Below are 14517 nucleotides of genomic sequence, written 5' to 3' on the forward strand. Positions count from 1 at the left end.
CTTAACCCTATACCAAGAAAACTAAACTATCATTTCAGCTTTAATAACTCAGCGCCCCATTTCATTGCTTCAACCTACACTGCACTTCTAAAATCTAAATGGCGGGGAATGCTCTTCACCTATTAAGAAGAAGTCCATCGTCTATCCTAGTGACGTTAATTGACATCCTCCCCGACCTAAAGGACGGTGATTCCTACCGCTAGACGGCCATGCTCGGCCGCGAGAATGTTACGTGCCGCGTTGATATCGCGATCGTGGGCGACACCACACCCACTGCACGTCCATTCTCTTATTCCAAGTCCTGCGATACCTTTCGGCCTCGATTCGGGCAAACTGCCGCAACTCGAGCAGGTTTGGGTGGTGTATGCCTCGTCAATTTCCTTAAAAACAATGCCTGCGTGAGCGCATTTATAGTCCAGCATTGTTTCTAATTGACCCCAGCCAGCGTCCAGCACTGACTTGGCCATCGTGGTTTTAACGAGCTTTAAACTACTGACGTTGCCCACATAGATTTCACCGCAGCGGTTGACCAGCGTGCGGCTGAACTTGTGCAGGGCATCTTTTCTACGGTTAGCGATTTTCGCGTGAATGGTTTTGACTTGGGTTTTATTTCTGGCTCGTTGCGCTATGGCCAGTTTTTCCTCAAGGCCACGATAGAAGCGGCCCGCTTCCAGTTTTATGCCATCCGAGCAGGTGGCAGTGTCGGTCAAACCCAGGTCAATACCGATACGGTCTTGGCCTTTGATTGGCTCGACCTCCACATCAACCACTACATTGAAGTACCAGCGGCCACGGGCATCTTCATTGAAACTGGCCGAGCGGAGTTTATATTGGCTCAAACCGTAGCTATCCCAGACCTTAAGGTAGACCTGTCCGTTTTTCCATTGAGCTGCACCTGTATTGACGGGTATCCAGCCCAGTGAGCGGCATACACCGCCTGATTTGCGCCAGTTCAGTCGCACTTTCTTAAACTGCTTGCGGCGTGTGACATACTCACCCGCAATGCACTGTAAGGTTTGGCTGTGCAGGCCAAGCTCTTTACCTGCGCCCTTAGTGTAGGGATGCATATCATACGCAGACAAAAACACACCACGCTCTTTAATCGAGCGTTGACTTAATTCATTGACAAAGTTCCAGACGAAATTGACGCTTCGAGCCATGCGGTTTAGCAGGGGCACATGCCTGTCTCAGACTCAGACTAGGACTCGGACTTTTAATGTTTTGGCGCGCCTCATAATGCTGTATATAATGCCAGTACCAACCTATACTGCAAAGACTTTAACAGTCTGTCAGGGGGTTAAAGGGCTGCTCACGCAGCCCTCGCTATCCATCCCTGCACTAAAAGTACGAGGTCTTACACGATTTTGATAAAAAAGTTTCTCCTCGTTAACAAAGGTAAACAACTTTCAATATGTTTTTTTGCTAAACTCAAAAGCATATAAAGCCTGCTCACGCGACGCTTTAGTTTTCCTGTAATGAATAAACGATGTACTCAATCTATGACCACCCAGCAGCCGTTCGATGCTTCAGCTTTTTTACGTACTTGCACCCAACATCCTGGGGTGTACCGTATGTTTTCAGCAGACCAGCAACTGCTCTATATCGGCAAAGCTAAAAATCTAAAAAACCGACTCAGCAGTTACTTCAAAAGCACCCTAGTCGCACCTAAAACTGCGGCTTTAGTGGCCAAGATCGCCAATATTGAGTTAACCATTACAGCCAACGAAACAGAGGCCTTACTACTCGAGCAAACGCTAATCAAACAATGGCGACCGCCATATAACATTTTACTGCGCGATGATAAGAGCTATCCCTATGTAATTCTTTCAGCCAACGAATTTCCCCGCTTGGGCATTCATCGTGGCACAAAAAAACATAAAGGCCGTTATTTTGGCCCCTACCCAAGCTCCGGCGCTATCCGTGAAAGTCTAAGCCTATTGCAAAAGGCCTTTAAAGTGCGCCAATGTGAGGATAGTTTTTACAACAACCGCAGCCGACCTTGTTTGCAATACCAGATCCAGCGCTGTAAAGCACCTTGCGTTGGTTTGGTTAATGCCGCTGAATACGCTGAAGACGTTCGTCTTTCAGTCATGTTCTTAGAGGGGCGCAGCAATGCTTTAACTGACGAACTCACTCATAGCATGGAAAGGGCCGCGCAAGCTTTAGATTTTGAAAAAGCGGCTTCGGTGCGTGATCAAATTTCTCTATTGCGTCGAGTACAAGACCAGCAAAGTATGGAAGGCGGTCATGGTGATGTCGATATTATTGCAGCAAGTGTAAGCTCGGGAGGAGCCAGTGTACATGTCATCAATGTGCGCGGTGGACGTGTATTAGGTAGCAACAATTTTTTTCCAAAAATGGCTATTGAAGAAGAATCCTCTGATGTTTTAGCTGCCTTTGCTGCACAATATTATTTAGGCCGTAAAGAGCATGACTTCCCTAGCGAGCTCATTGTTAGCAGCGACCATCCTGACTGGCCAGCAATTACTGAAGCCATTAAACAGCAGCGAGGTCAGCACATAGGTATTCGTTACCGTGTGCGCGGCACCCGTGCGCGTTGGCAAAAAATGGCCATAACTAACGCTGATCAAGCTTTACAAGCACGTTTAGCTAGTCGTACACAAATGGCGGCACGTTTCAATGCCTTAGCTAAAGCGCTCGATTTATCTGAACCACCGGCACACTTAGAATGCTTTGATATCAGCCATTCAAGCGGTGAGGCAACTGTCGCTTCTTGCGTAGTCTTTGGCCCTGAAGGACCACGCAAGTCAGATTACCGTATCTATAATATTGAAGGCATTACTGCTGGTGATGACTATGCAGCCATGCACCAAGTTCTACATCGTCGCCTGAGTAGCGCCCTAGAAAATAAGGGGAAACTACCTGACGTACTTCTTGTTGATGGCGGTAAAGGCCAACTCAATATGGCCCGCGAAGTACTCACAGAGTTAAAAATTGAACAGATTTTACTATTAGGTGTAGCAAAAGGTGCGACCCGTAAAGCAGGCTTTGAAACTTTATATATCAATGACAGCAAAACAGAATTAAATTTACCTGAACACTCACCTGCTTTACATTTAATACAGCATATTCGTGACGAAGCTCACCGCTTTGCTATTACCGGACACCGTGCTCGCCGTGGAAAAACACGGCGCACCTCAACTTTAGAGGGGATTCCTGGAGTTGGTCCAAAACGTCGCCGCGAACTGCTAAAGTATTTTGGTGGCTTACAAGAGTTAAAGCGTGCTAGCGTTGAAGAAATCGCTAAAACGCCAGGAATTAGCAAAACTCTTGCTGAGTCTATATATAGTGCACTGCGCTCAGCGTAAACTGCGTCTTCCATTCTTTGCTAAGAAAAGAATTATCCAATGAACATTCCAAACATCATAACTCTCATGCGCGTGGCACTAATCCCCGTTTTCATTATTCTATTTTATCTGCCTCTTTCTTGGAGCTATTGGGCTGCCAGTGCAGTATTTGCCTTCGCTAGCTTAACAGACTGGCTCGATGGTTACCTTGCTCGGCGCTTAAATCAAAGCACCCCTTTCGGTGCTTTTTTAGATCCAGTCGCAGACAAACTCATTGTTGCTGTGGCTTTAGTTTTATTAGTAGCTGAACATGCCAATCTTTGGCTTACTCTGCCCGCCATTATTATTATCTGTCGTGAAATCATGGTTTCAGCTTTACGAGAGTGGATGGCAGAGCTTGGTGAGCGTGCACAAGTAGCGGTTTCTAATATTGGTAAGTGGAAGACCGCCGCACAAATGGTGGCATTGATTATTTTACTCGCCAATCCTCCAGTATTTACTCACTGGGTGATCGGTGGCTATTTACTACTAATCATTTCTGCCGGCCTTACTTTGTGGTCAATGGTCCAATATTTACTAGCAGCAAAACCGCATTTACACACAAAAAACACAAAACGATAACTTTTTTAAAAAAAAGCTTGACACCCTTTTCGCCTTGGCTATAATAGCTGCCGTCAACAAGACATTGCGGGAATAGCTCAGTTGGTAGAGCACAACCTTGCCAAGGTTGGGGTCGCGAGTTCGAGTCTCGTTTCCCGCTCCAAATTCTACTTGAAGATGCCGCTAAAAGCGGCGTTTTCATTTAGGCCGAGTGGTAGAGTGGTTATGCAGCGGATTGCAAATCCGTGAACGCCGGTTCGATTCCGGCCTCGGCCTCCAAATCAAAAGCCCCTAGCAGAAATGCATAGGGGCTTTTTTTGTTATTAGCCTCACGCCATCTTGCCCCATAGATCCTGAGATCCTACTAAACTAAATTTAACTTTAGTGCTCCAACGCAGTATAACTATAGTATAAGCCACGACAACAATAGCAATCATAAAGCTTATTTCTTTCTAGACAGCTGAGGACTCAAAATTATGCGCCATTTCGGTATTTTCAGTTTGATATTACTTACTACCATATTAAGCGCTTGCCAGGTCTTCAATCGCCAATCCACCACGGACAACACGACACAAAAATCAATACGTCTCCAAGGCCACCTTACCCAAGATGAGCATGAACGTTGGATTTTTCACCCTTGCAACCAAGAAACCGGTTCGATATTACAACCTTCACACGAACTGTCCAAAGAAATCGAAGACCTCGCACCCGAAGCACCTCATGGTTTGTTTGCAGATTTAAGCGGCCACTACAACGAAAAAAATCACTTCACACCAACACAGCGCTATCGCTTACAAACTGAAGGGTTCAATTGCAACGATCCTGACTTTACACGCCTACTGGTTAGAGCCAGTGGTAACGAACCTTTCTGGTCACTCCTACAAACACCAAAAGGATTAATCTTTCACCTACCAAATCAATCTGCACTCGCCCTCCCCTATATGGAAGAAAAACTACCAGACGGTCGCTACCACCTAAGCACTGAAGCCAATGACTTACTACTACGACTCTGGCTTACACCACAAAGCTGTACCGACAACATGAGCGGAACAGTGCACCACTTAACTGCAAGACTGCAATGGAATGAAAATATCCACTATGGCTGCGCTTCGTTTGGCGGCCTTCGTCAGTAGCCATATACATCATTACCGCCGACCCGAGATCCTCCCAAAGTTTTATATAAGTCACTCTTTAATCAAGTAGCGACTTATATAAAACATGCAAGATCTCAATGATTTAATAATGAGGTGGCGGATCATTCGGCGTTTCATTAAATTGATTGCTCAAACCAACTTGACGCTGCGCTAACAGTTTGAGCTGAGTCTCCATGCGCGCAATTAATCGCTGCTGTTCCACAATGACATCATTGAGCGTAGCAATGGTGTCATCTTGAAAGGCTTGGCGTATTTCTAATTCGGCCACACGCTCTTCAATACTCATAATGCCGCTTCAGCTCCAGTCAACCACATTTCTGAAAGCGCCTCATATAAACGCCCACTGACTGTAGCCAGCTCATCAGATGAATATGGCTGAGCGTTTCCACTCCCCCAAACTGGTGCAGGCCAGGCCTCATCATGCTTCATACGCACCACAACATGCATATGCAACTGACTGACCACATTACCCAACGTAGCAATGTTAATTTTATCCGCTTGGTAAAAGTCTTTTAATACCAAGCCAACAGCACTTGTTTCCCGCCATAACTGCTGCTGCTGCTCTGCAGTCAAATTAAAAACCTCCCTCACCAACGACACACGAGGAACCAAGATCAACCACGGATAGCGACTGTCATTCATTAATAAAACCCGACAGAGCGGAAAATCTCCCAACGGAACAGTATCGCTCACCAAGCGCGGATCCAATTCAAACATAAATACCACCTCTTCCTTTATTATTCAGCAACTCAATCTCAGCAGATCTAACTGCAAGACCTATTACTGCAACTATAAATGTTTTCTTGAGTTTACGTCCGAATTAAGCACACCTATCTGAATCTTAGCTGAATGGATTAGTTACAGGGGTGGTAGCCAAGATGAAATCAATCTATGATATGCCCCACTAAAAAGAACACCCTGCCGGCAAATGTTTTGCAGGCAAAGCAATCATCAGAGTCAATCAAGGAGCATTCTTATGCAAATGATTAAGTTGAGCGTTATTGCCTTAGCAGTAGCCGCAGCAAGTACACAAATGGCAGTTGCTAGCCAACAGTCGCAGTCCAATGGTTTCATCGAAGACAGCAAGCTGGATGCCCATGCACGCGTTCTGTACATGAACCGTGACTTTCGTAACAACCACGATATGGAAAAGAGCGGCGAACGCCAAAGCTACCGCGAAGACTTAGGTCTTGGCTTAAAAGCTATTTATGAGTCAGGCTTTACCCAAGGCACCGTAGGTTTTGGTGTTGATGCCTTTGGATTACAAGGTATTAAATTAGACTCCGGTAAAGGTCGCCACGGCAATGGCCTGTTCCCAACAGACGGACGTTCAGATAAGGCACAAGACAATTACAGCCAAGCTGGCGGTGCGGTTAAAGCGCGCATCTCTAACACCACTTTAAAGTACGGTGAGCAGTTTGTTGATCTTCCAGTACTTTCTACTGACGATGCACGCCTACTTCCAGAAACCGCAACCGGTTTCTTAATCACCAGCAACGAAATTGAAAACCTAGAGCTGCATGCCGGTCACTTCACTGCTTTAACAGCAATGGATCAAACCTATCATGACAGCACTGAGAACAAGATTTTTGGTGACAAGGAGAAAGTTACTTTACGCTCACTTGACTTAGTTGGCGGCCGTTACAATTTCACTAATGACTTAAGTGCTGCTTACTTCTACTCTGATGCAGATGTAGGCCATAAAAATGCTAATGAAGCTCGTATTAAAAAGCATTACACCAATGTAAATTACAACTTACCATTGGCTAACGCACAGAACTTAAACTTCGACTTCAATATGTATAACACGAAGTTTAACAACAAAGATGACAGCAAAAAGAGTACCAACAACGTTTGGAGCTTAGCAGCCGCTTACAACTTCCTCGACGCACACACCCTAACCTTCGCTCATCAGCGTGTAACCGGTGGAAATGACGGTGGTTATGTATACGGCTATGACGGTGGCGGTGCTGTGTACTTGGCGAACGATGTTCAGTACAACGGCTTTCATCAGAAAGGTGAGAAATCTTTCCAGGCACGTTATGACTTAGACATGGCCACTTACGGTGTTCCTGGTCTAAGTTTTATGACCCGCTATATACGTGGTAGCAACATTGATAGCGGTACACGCAACGATGGTAAAAACTGGGAGCGTGACATCGAAGCGAAGTACGTTCTACAGAGCGGTGTGGCTAAGGACCTATCCTTCCGCGTGCGTCAAGCCACTTACCGTGCAAACGATGCAGCGAATAAAGCTGACAACAACGAAGTTCGTCTGATTGTTGAGTACCCACTAAGCATTTTATAATGCCTCAGCGGTAAACTCGCATCATTCAAGAAACCCAGCCTCGGCTGGGTTTCTTGTTTTCATCAGATCGTAAAGCATGCTAACACCGTTAGCATTAACTTCATCGTGCAGCCCTATAGCACGCAACCGAACCAAATGCGCTACAATAACGCTCTTCTTTCACCTTTTAAATGTAGATCTTAGCCATGCGTACCAGCCAGTATTTGCTTTCCACGTTAAAAGAAACTCCGACCGATGCTGTTGTGATCAGCCACCAACTAATGCTCCGTGCCGGTATGATCCGTCGTCTTGCTTCCGGCCTTTACACTTGGCTACCTCTGGGCTTGCGTGTATTGCGTAAAGCTGAAGCTATAGTGCGCGAAGAAATGAATGCTGCCGGTGCTTTAGAAGTTTTAATGCCCGCTATTCAACCTGCTGAGCTCTGGCAGGAATCAGGTCGCTGGGAAGAATACGGCCCTGAACTACTACGCTTAAAAGATCGTCATCAGCGCGAGTTTTGTGTAGGACCCACTCACGAAGAAGTGATCACCGACTTAGCCCGCAATGAGCTCAGCAGTTACCGGCAGTTACCAGTAAACTTCTACCAAATTCAAACCAAATTCCGTGATGAAATTCGTCCACGCTTTGGTTTAATGCGTGGCCGCGAATTCATCATGAAAGACGCTTACTCTTTCCATGACAGTCAAGAATCACTGCAGGAAACCTACGACCGGATGCATCAAGCCTATAGCAATATCTTTACCCGTTTAGGCTTAAATTTCCGTCCAGTCGAAGCCGATACAGGTTCTATAGGCGGTACAGGATCCCATGAGTTCCACGTTTTAGCTGCATCTGGCGAAGATGATATTGCATTCAGCACTGTTTCAAACTACGCAGCCAACATTGAAAAAGCCGAAGCGATTCCACGCGAAAGCAGTCGCGGCGAGGCAACAGAAACACTACGCTTAGTTGATACACCTGACACAAAAACCATTGAAGACTTATCTACCAAGTTCTCCATTGCCCCTGATAAAACAGTTAAAACCTTAATTGTGCGAGGTTCAGAAGAAGGCACTTTAATAGCATTGGTTATACGCGGTGATCATACGCTCAACGAAATTAAAGCAGCTAATCACCCTCAGGTTGCCTCCCCTCTTGAGTTTGCAAGCGATGCTGAAATATTTGATGTATGCGGTGCCTACCCAGGCTCTTTAGGCCCTAAAGATCTATCAATCCCATGCATCATCGACCGCTCTGTTGCCTTCATGAGCGACTTTGCAGCTGGTGCTAACCAAGAAGATAAGCATTGGTTTGGCTTAAATTGGGAGCGTGACTTAGAGATTCCAGAAATTGCTGACCTGCGCAACGTCGTAGCCGGCGATCCAAGCCCCGACGGTCAAGGTGTCCTAGAAATTAAACGTGGTATCGAAGTAGGCCATATCTTCCAGCTAGGCACCAAGTACAGTGAGTCAATGAACTGTACTGTCATGGGTGAAAATGGCAAACCAACAACCTTAACCATGGGATGCTACGGTATTGGTGTGTCTCGTGTAGTTGCCGCCGCCATTGAGCAAAACCACGATGAACGCGGTATTATATGGCCAGCTGCTTTAGCACCTTTTGATGTGGCTATTGTACCTATGAAGTATGAAAAAGCTGAAGTTAAAGAAGCAACAGACAAGCTCTATAACGAACTGTCAGCAGCAGGTTTCAGCGTGTTGCTGGATGACCGCGACAAAAAAACCAGCCCTGGCGTTAAATTTGCTGACATGGAACTCATTGGTATTCCACAACGAATTGTCATTAGCGAACGCAGTTTAAAAGAAGGCACGCTGGAGTACAAAGGTCGCCGTGATACTGAAAGCCAACACATCGCTATCGATGAAGCGCTAGCAGTAATCAGTCAACAATTACGCGGGTGACTTAACACACGCGTCTAGCCCTAAAAACTAGGGCTAGACGCTTATATTTGCCCTAGCAGAGGATAACTGACGACTCTTGATTAAGGACGGGACATTCATTTCCTTTGCTCAATTTTGCTGATCAAGCAACCGACGCACAGCATTCATCTCGTAACCTCGCTGCACTAAAAAACGGCTTTGTTTCGCTTTATCTTTTATATCAATTATTTTTCCATCAAATCGACGCTGCCATAAGTCATGCATATTATTATCCCAATCGATATCCGCCTCATTTAACGCCCGATCAATACCAGAACGTTCCAACCCGCGGCACAACAACTCTTCACGTATACGCATTGGTCCTCGTCCTGCATTAGCACGGCTGCGTATATAGCTTTCTAAATAACGCTCTTCAGACAGCAAGCCCTCTTCAACTAAGCGCTGCAACTCTAATTCTACCAACTCTGTATCCGCACCACGCTGCTGCAGCTTCCGTACTAGCTCCACATACCCATGCTCACGTCGTGCTAGCAGATTCATAGCTGCTCGACGAATAGAAACAGGCGTATCTAACATAATATCCTCACAAAAAAACGGCATGTGCCGTAGCAACATGCCGTTTTATACAACCTCAATACTGAGCGACTGAATTAACTATCAACTTGCTCAACGTTAGGCACTTCGAGCGACTCCGCTTCCTCTTTTTTACTTGGCGTTGCTGGCGCTAGCAACTGTTTACGAATTTCTTTCTCTAGCGCTTCGCAGATCTCGGGATTCTCTTCAAGATAACGAGCAGAGTTTGCTTTACCTTGCCCCATACGCACGCCTTTATGGCTATACCAAGCACCTGCTTTTTCAATTAAGCCCTGCTGCACACCCAAGTCAATAATCTCACCTGTACGATAAATGCCTTTACCATACAAAATTTGGAACTCAGCTTGACGAAATGGGGCGGCTACTTTGTTCTTCACAACTTTAACGCGGGTTTCATTACCGATGATCTCATCACCTTCTTTTACCGCGCCAATACGACGAATATCTAAGCGTACTGATGAATAGAACTTCAGCGCATTACCACCAGTTGTGGTCTCTGGGCTACCGAACATTACGCCAATTTTCATACGGATTTGGTTAATAAAAATGACCAAGCAATTAGCATTTTTAATATTACCAGTGATTTTACGTAGAGCTTGGCTCATAAGGCGTGCCTGCAAACCTACGTGAGAGTCCCCCATATCTCCTTCAATTTCTGCTTTAGGTACCAACGCAGCAACAGAGTCAACCACAATGACATCCATTGCGTTAGAACGCACTAACATATCGGTAATTTCCAGTGCCTGCTCACCGGTATCAGGCTGCGAAACATAAAGATCATCAACGTTTACACCTAGCTTGCCGGCGTATTCTGGATCTAACGCATGCTCAGCATCAACAAACGCACAAGTTGCACCCATTTTCTGCGCTTGAGCAATCACCTCTAGTGTTAGTGTTGTTTTACCTGAAGACTCTGGGCCATAGATTTCAACAATACGGCCCTTGGGCAAACCACCTATCCCAAGCGCAATATCTAGACCCAGTGAACCGGTCGAGATTGCAGGAATAGCAACACGCTCATGGTCCCCCATGCGCATCACTGCACCTTTACCAAACTGACGCTCAATTTGCCCAAGCGCAGCTGCTAAAGCTTTTTTCTTATTCTCGTCCATTACAGATCCTCACATTACAATTGGGCGGCGCCCTAAATACTGGATAATTGAACAGTATTATCCACAGTCTCTATGGATTAGGCAAATCTTTCTTTAACCAACATTGCCAAGTATTTGCTGCTTGTCCTTCTATTACACACAATAGACCCGCTAAAGCCGCTTGCACAGTTTGCCGACGAACGGCATCTCGGTCACCAGAAAAATGCCAACAACCCGACTCGACCTGTTCACCATCCGCCCAAGCAATCCATACTGTGCCGACCGGCTTTCCTATACTGCCGCCCCCCGGGCCTGCTACACCACTAACTGCAACGCCATATTTAGCCGAAGATAACTTTTGTGCTCCACGCACCATCGCTTCAACAACCGGTTGACTCACAGCACCATCGTGCTCTAAAGATGCAGCAGGTACCTGCAAAAGGCGCTCTTTTTGTGCATTTGAATAAGTGATAAAACCCACTTCAAACCATGCCGAACTACCCGCTATACGCGTAATTGCTTCAGCTATACCACCACCAGTACAAGATTCAGCTGTAGTCACTGCGGCACTATGCAACTGAAGTTGCTCACCAAGCTGCTCAGCCAATTGTGTGATCGTTAACATAGAAGGACTCATCGATATTAGAGCGCAAAACTATAATGCAATGTATACAAATTAATACCATCATTTGGTCTTTTGATGCCTGCATTGGAGTAATGAACAGCACGTAGTCCGAGCACTTGATTACGATAACGTAAGCCAACACCTAAACGATCTTCAAACTGAAAAACAGTGCTTAAATTCCGCTCTTCGACACGGGTATGTCGAAACGCAGCAACACCAATACCCGCTTCTAAATAGGGCTTAACACGCTCTGCACTAAACTCATACACAAACACTGGACTGAACGAAAGACTATGGTTATTAGATTCTTTATCCCCTTCCCAATAGGTGTAACCTGTATCCCAATAGCCGGTCAAATGCCCAATATCACTTTGCCACCAACTGGCTTGAAAAGCTTTACGCAAACCCAATCGCAAGGTTGTCGTTGACTCTTCAGTATGCCCAAGCTCAGCAGTCAATTGTACGGCTGCCGCATGCTGCACACTTAAGCCTAAAAATAATGCAATAACACTGCCAAACACTGCCAAACGCATTTTTAATCCTCAGTATGACTCTATATTTAGACATTCAAAGCCTGCACTGTCTCTGATCGAAACCATAAAGACGACAAAGTCTGCTCAACACATTGCACATTACCACTTGCATAGAAAAGATCATGCGGTTGCTGCTGTTCAGCAAGCAAGTTTTTCTTTGCCAACTCACTTTGCAAGCGTCGCGCCACTGCCGCACCGGTGTCAATAATTTGCACTGTTTCTGGTAACAAGGTGCGTAGTAAAGGTTTCACAAGCGGATAGTGAGTACAACCTAAAATTACTGTATCGCAGCCGGCTGCTAACAAGGGCTGCAGATAACTGAGCAACAATGTTCGTGTTACTGCAGAGTTGAGTTCACCTGCTTCAATCAGTTCAACCAATCCTGGGCAAGGCTGGGTAATGACCTCAACATCACCCGCATAACGCTCTAACAAAGCAGCAAAGCGCGCACTACGCAAAGTTCCTGTGGTAGCTAACACGCCAACTCTAGCAACCTTCGACGCCAACACCGCTGGTTTAACCGCCGGCTCCATACCCACAATTAAAGTATTCGGCCAGCGTTGACGCAGCTCATTCACCGCTGCTGCTGTCGCAGTATTACAAGCTACAACTAAAGCTTTAACTGGCTGCGCTAGTAAAAATTCACTGATGGCTAAACTGCGCTGTACAATCACTGCCGGTGTTTTTTCACCATAAGGTACATAAGCGCTATCAGCGACATAAATCAATGATTCTGCAGGCAGTAAGTGCCGGATCTCATGCAAAACTGAAACCCCACCCAAGCCTGAATCAAACACACCAATTGCCGCTTGCTTAAGCATAACGCACGCTACACACCGAGCACTTGGGATCTCGACGTAGTTTTAATTCACGAAAGCGCGTGCTTAAAGCATCAACCAATAGCAAGCGCCCAACTAAGGTTTCACCAAAGCCTGCCAATATTTTCAGCGCTTCTAGTGCTTGCAAACTCCCTATTAAACCCACTAATGGCCCTAGTACACCCGCCTCACTGCAAGTCAACCCCTCCTCTCCACCATCACCAAAAACACAATGATAGCAAGGGCTCTGCTCATTTTTCGGATCATAAACACTGACCTGCCCTTCAGTACGAATAGCAGCACCACTGACCAAAACTTTACCTGCCATAACACAAGCAACATTCAACTGCCCACGAATAGTGAAGTTATCAGTACAATCCATCACTAAATTCACGGATTTCAGAATGCCTGGCAAATTGTCACTATCCAATTTCTCACTCAGAGTATGCACACGAATATGCGGATTCAAAGCCTGCAAGCGCTCTTGGGCTGACTGCACTTTCAAGGTATCTACAGCTGCAGTGTCATGTACGATTTGACGTTGTAAATTGGACAAATCTAACACATCAAAATCAGCCAAATACAGCTCACCAACACCGGCGGCAGCAAGGTATAAAGCGACCGGTGACCCAAGCCCACCTAACCCTACAATTAACACTTTACTGTTTTTTAAGCGTAGCTGACCTTCTACATCCACTTGTTTTAAAAGGATTTGCCGACTGTAACGCAATAATTCTTCATCACTAAACATGAGATAGACGACCTAAGGTAAAGAGGAGAAACGCCCTAAACTGATGCGCTCATGACCACCTAAATCGCGCCGACTGCTCACCTGCACAAAACCTGCCTGCCGCAACAAATCACGCACTGCTTCAGCCTGGTCGTAGCCATGCTCAAGCAACAGCCATCCGTCACCAGACAAGTAAGTCGGCGCTTGCTCAATAATTTCACGTATATCTTCTAACCCGTCAGGCCCAGACACCAAGGCACTTAACGGCTCAAAACGCACATCACCTTGCGTTAAATGTGGATCATTATCAGCAATATATGGCGGGTTACTCAAAATAAGATCATAGCGTTGTCCTGCTAAAGCACTAAACCAGTGACTTTGCAAAAACTTGACATGAGCCAGCTGTAACTGTTGTTGATTGTGCTGCGCTAAAGCCACAGCCGACTCAATACGATCAACCCCGGTCACCGTCCAACGCGGCCGCTCACTGGCCAAGGCTAGAGCTAAAGCACCACTACCAGTTCCTAGATCAAGCACATTCCAATCACTATCCCTACCTGCTAACCGCAATGCGGCCTCAACTAATAGCTCAGTATCTGCCCGTGGGATCAAAGTATGTTCTGCTACAGCCAAATCTAAAGTCCAAAATCCTTGATGGCCGAGCAAGTAAGCGACAGGTTCACCGTGCTTCCTGCGCTCTAATAGGTCCAGATAGGCAGCCTGCTGCGATGCACTGATAATTTTTTCAGGCCACGTAAAAAGGTAGCTGCGAGGCTTACCTAGCACAAAAGCTAAAAGCAACTCAGCATCTAACCGCGCAGTTGGAGAATCAATCTGTGCAGCTAAAGCCAATAATTGATCAATGCGCTGCATGCG

General features: G+C 46.1%; 15 protein-coding genes and 2 tRNA genes. 7 read left to right on the forward strand and 10 right to left on the reverse strand.

What is annotated here, in order from left to right; genetic code table 11:
* Positions 1-176: 176 nt before the first annotated feature.
* Positions 177-1160 carry an RNA-guided endonuclease InsQ/TnpB family protein gene (locus tag TOI97_RS00865; RefSeq protein WP_321552238.1) on the reverse strand — a complete coding sequence of 328 codons (984 nt, stop codon included), beginning with the start codon at positions 1158-1160 and terminating at the stop codon, positions 177-179.
* Between the two features lie 339 nt (positions 1161-1499).
* Between TOI97_RS00865 and uvrC the strand changes: the two genes are divergently transcribed.
* The 5 genes from uvrC (at position 1500) to TOI97_RS00890 (ending at position 5041) form a co-directional block, all read left to right on the forward strand.
* Complete coding sequence (uvrC, locus tag TOI97_RS00870) at positions 1500-3329, forward strand: excinuclease ABC subunit UvrC (protein ID WP_321552423.1); 1830 nt, start codon at positions 1500-1502, stop codon at positions 3327-3329.
* Positions 3330-3368: 39 nt separating this feature from the next.
* Positions 3369-3929: a CDP-diacylglycerol--glycerol-3-phosphate 3-phosphatidyltransferase gene (gene pgsA / locus TOI97_RS00875; RefSeq protein WP_321552239.1), complete on the forward strand. Its 561-nt coding sequence runs from the start codon at positions 3369-3371 to the stop codon at positions 3927-3929.
* 66 nt (positions 3930-3995) lie between these two features.
* Positions 3996-4071, forward strand: a tRNA-Gly gene (locus TOI97_RS00880).
* A gap of 42 nt (positions 4072-4113) precedes the next feature.
* Positions 4114-4187 (forward strand) — tRNA-Cys (locus tag TOI97_RS00885).
* A 197-nt stretch (positions 4188-4384) separates the two neighbouring features.
* Entirely contained in the window at positions 4385-5041 is a 657-nt protein-coding gene (locus tag TOI97_RS00890) for a COG3650 family protein (protein WP_321552240.1), read from the forward strand.
* A gap of 103 nt (positions 5042-5144) precedes the next feature.
* On the opposite strand, the gene TOI97_RS00895 is transcribed toward TOI97_RS00890, so the two are convergent.
* On the reverse strand, positions 5145-5348 hold the full coding sequence (locus TOI97_RS00895; RefSeq protein ID WP_321552241.1) for a SlyX family protein: 204 nt from the start codon (positions 5346-5348) through the stop codon (positions 5145-5147).
* Entirely contained in the window at positions 5345-5779 is a 435-nt protein-coding gene (locus TOI97_RS00900) for an HIT domain-containing protein (protein WP_321552242.1), read from the reverse strand. Before TOI97_RS00900 ends, TOI97_RS00895 begins: the two co-directional genes overlap by 4 nt.
* A 259-nt stretch (positions 5780-6038) precedes the next feature.
* On the opposite strand from TOI97_RS00900, the gene TOI97_RS00905 reads away from it, so the two are divergent.
* Both TOI97_RS00905 and TOI97_RS00910 read left to right on the forward strand, forming a co-directional pair.
* The gene (locus TOI97_RS00905; protein ID WP_321552243.1) at positions 6039-7370 is read left to right on the forward strand and encodes an OprD family porin; all 1332 of its coding nucleotides are present in this window, start codon (positions 6039-6041) and stop codon (positions 7368-7370) included.
* 185 nt (positions 7371-7555) lie between these two features.
* Positions 7556-9271: a proline--tRNA ligase gene (locus TOI97_RS00910; protein ID WP_321552244.1), complete on the forward strand. Its 1716-nt coding sequence runs from the start codon at positions 7556-7558 to the stop codon at positions 9269-9271.
* Between the two features lie 108 nt (positions 9272-9379).
* Here the strand turns inward: TOI97_RS00910 and TOI97_RS00915 are convergent, their stop codons facing one another.
* From TOI97_RS00915 to prmC, 7 genes are all read right to left on the reverse strand, one after another.
* Positions 9380-9826, reverse strand: coding sequence for a regulatory protein RecX (locus TOI97_RS00915; protein ID WP_321552245.1), 447 nt, complete (start codon positions 9824-9826; stop codon positions 9380-9382).
* Positions 9827-9900: 74 nt separating this feature from the next.
* Positions 9901-10956 (reverse strand): recombinase RecA, encoded by a 1056-nt coding sequence (gene recA, locus TOI97_RS00920; RefSeq protein WP_321552246.1) that lies wholly within the window; start codon positions 10954-10956, stop codon positions 9901-9903.
* 70 nt (positions 10957-11026) lie between these two features.
* A complete protein-coding gene (locus TOI97_RS00925) occupies positions 11027-11560 on the reverse strand; it encodes a CinA family protein (RefSeq protein ID WP_321552247.1) in 534 nt (177 codons plus the stop codon).
* Positions 11561-11577: 17 nt separating this feature from the next.
* Complete coding sequence (locus tag TOI97_RS00930; RefSeq protein WP_321552248.1) at positions 11578-12093, reverse strand: acyloxyacyl hydrolase; 516 nt, start codon at positions 12091-12093, stop codon at positions 11578-11580.
* Positions 12094-12119: 26 nt separating this feature from the next.
* Positions 12120-12914 carry a glutamate racemase gene (murI, locus tag TOI97_RS00935; protein WP_321552249.1) on the reverse strand — a complete coding sequence of 265 codons (795 nt, stop codon included), beginning with the start codon at positions 12912-12914 and terminating at the stop codon, positions 12120-12122.
* Positions 12907-13662 (reverse strand): molybdopterin-synthase adenylyltransferase MoeB, encoded by a 756-nt coding sequence (locus TOI97_RS00940; RefSeq protein WP_321552250.1) that lies wholly within the window; start codon positions 13660-13662, stop codon positions 12907-12909. The genes murI and TOI97_RS00940 overlap by 8 nt, the downstream gene beginning before the upstream one ends.
* A gap of 12 nt (positions 13663-13674) precedes the next feature.
* Complete coding sequence (prmC, locus tag TOI97_RS00945) at positions 13675-14514, reverse strand: peptide chain release factor N(5)-glutamine methyltransferase (RefSeq protein ID WP_321552251.1); 840 nt, start codon at positions 14512-14514, stop codon at positions 13675-13677.
* Between the last annotated feature and the right edge of the window lie 3 nt (positions 14515-14517).

The sequence above is a fragment of the Denitrificimonas halotolerans genome (assembly GCF_034259425.1).
GTDB classification, from domain to species: domain Bacteria; phylum Pseudomonadota; class Gammaproteobacteria; order Pseudomonadales; family Pseudomonadaceae; genus Denitrificimonas; species Denitrificimonas halotolerans.

Coding starts and splice junctions, on each gene's coding strand:
- uvrC (WP_321552423.1), top strand. CDS start 1,500: ATGACCACCCAGCAGCCGTTCGATGCTTCAGCTTTTTTACGTACTTGC.
- TOI97_RS00915 (WP_321552245.1), bottom strand. CDS start 9,826: ATGTTAGATACGCCTGTTTCTATTCGTCGAGCAGCTATGAATCTGCTA.
- TOI97_RS00865 (WP_321552238.1), bottom strand. CDS start 1,160: ATGGCTCGAAGCGTCAATTTCGTCTGGAACTTTGTCAATGAATTAAGT.
- TOI97_RS00930 (WP_321552248.1), bottom strand. CDS start 12,093: ATGCGTTTGGCAGTGTTTGGCAGTGTTATTGCATTATTTTTAGGCTTA.
- TOI97_RS00900 (WP_321552242.1), bottom strand. CDS start 5,779: ATGTTTGAATTGGATCCGCGCTTGGTGAGCGATACTGTTCCGTTGGGA.
- recA (WP_321552246.1), bottom strand. CDS start 10,956: ATGGACGAGAATAAGAAAAAAGCTTTAGCAGCTGCGCTTGGGCAAATT.
- pgsA (WP_321552239.1), top strand. CDS start 3,369: ATGAACATTCCAAACATCATAACTCTCATGCGCGTGGCACTAATCCCC.
- TOI97_RS00940 (WP_321552250.1), bottom strand. CDS start 13,662: ATGTTTAGTGATGAAGAATTATTGCGTTACAGTCGGCAAATCCTTTTA.
- murI (WP_321552249.1), bottom strand. CDS start 12,914: ATGCTTAAGCAAGCGGCAATTGGTGTGTTTGATTCAGGCTTGGGTGGG.
- TOI97_RS00925 (WP_321552247.1), bottom strand. CDS start 11,560: ATGTTAACGATCACACAATTGGCTGAGCAGCTTGGTGAGCAACTTCAG.
- TOI97_RS00905 (WP_321552243.1), top strand. CDS start 6,039: ATGCAAATGATTAAGTTGAGCGTTATTGCCTTAGCAGTAGCCGCAGCA.
- TOI97_RS00910 (WP_321552244.1), top strand. CDS start 7,556: ATGCGTACCAGCCAGTATTTGCTTTCCACGTTAAAAGAAACTCCGACC.
- TOI97_RS00890 (WP_321552240.1), top strand. CDS start 4,385: ATGCGCCATTTCGGTATTTTCAGTTTGATATTACTTACTACCATATTA.
- TOI97_RS00895 (WP_321552241.1), bottom strand. CDS start 5,348: ATGAGTATTGAAGAGCGTGTGGCCGAATTAGAAATACGCCAAGCCTTT.
- prmC (WP_321552251.1), bottom strand. CDS start 14,514: ATGCAGCGCATTGATCAATTATTGGCTTTAGCTGCACAGATTGATTCT.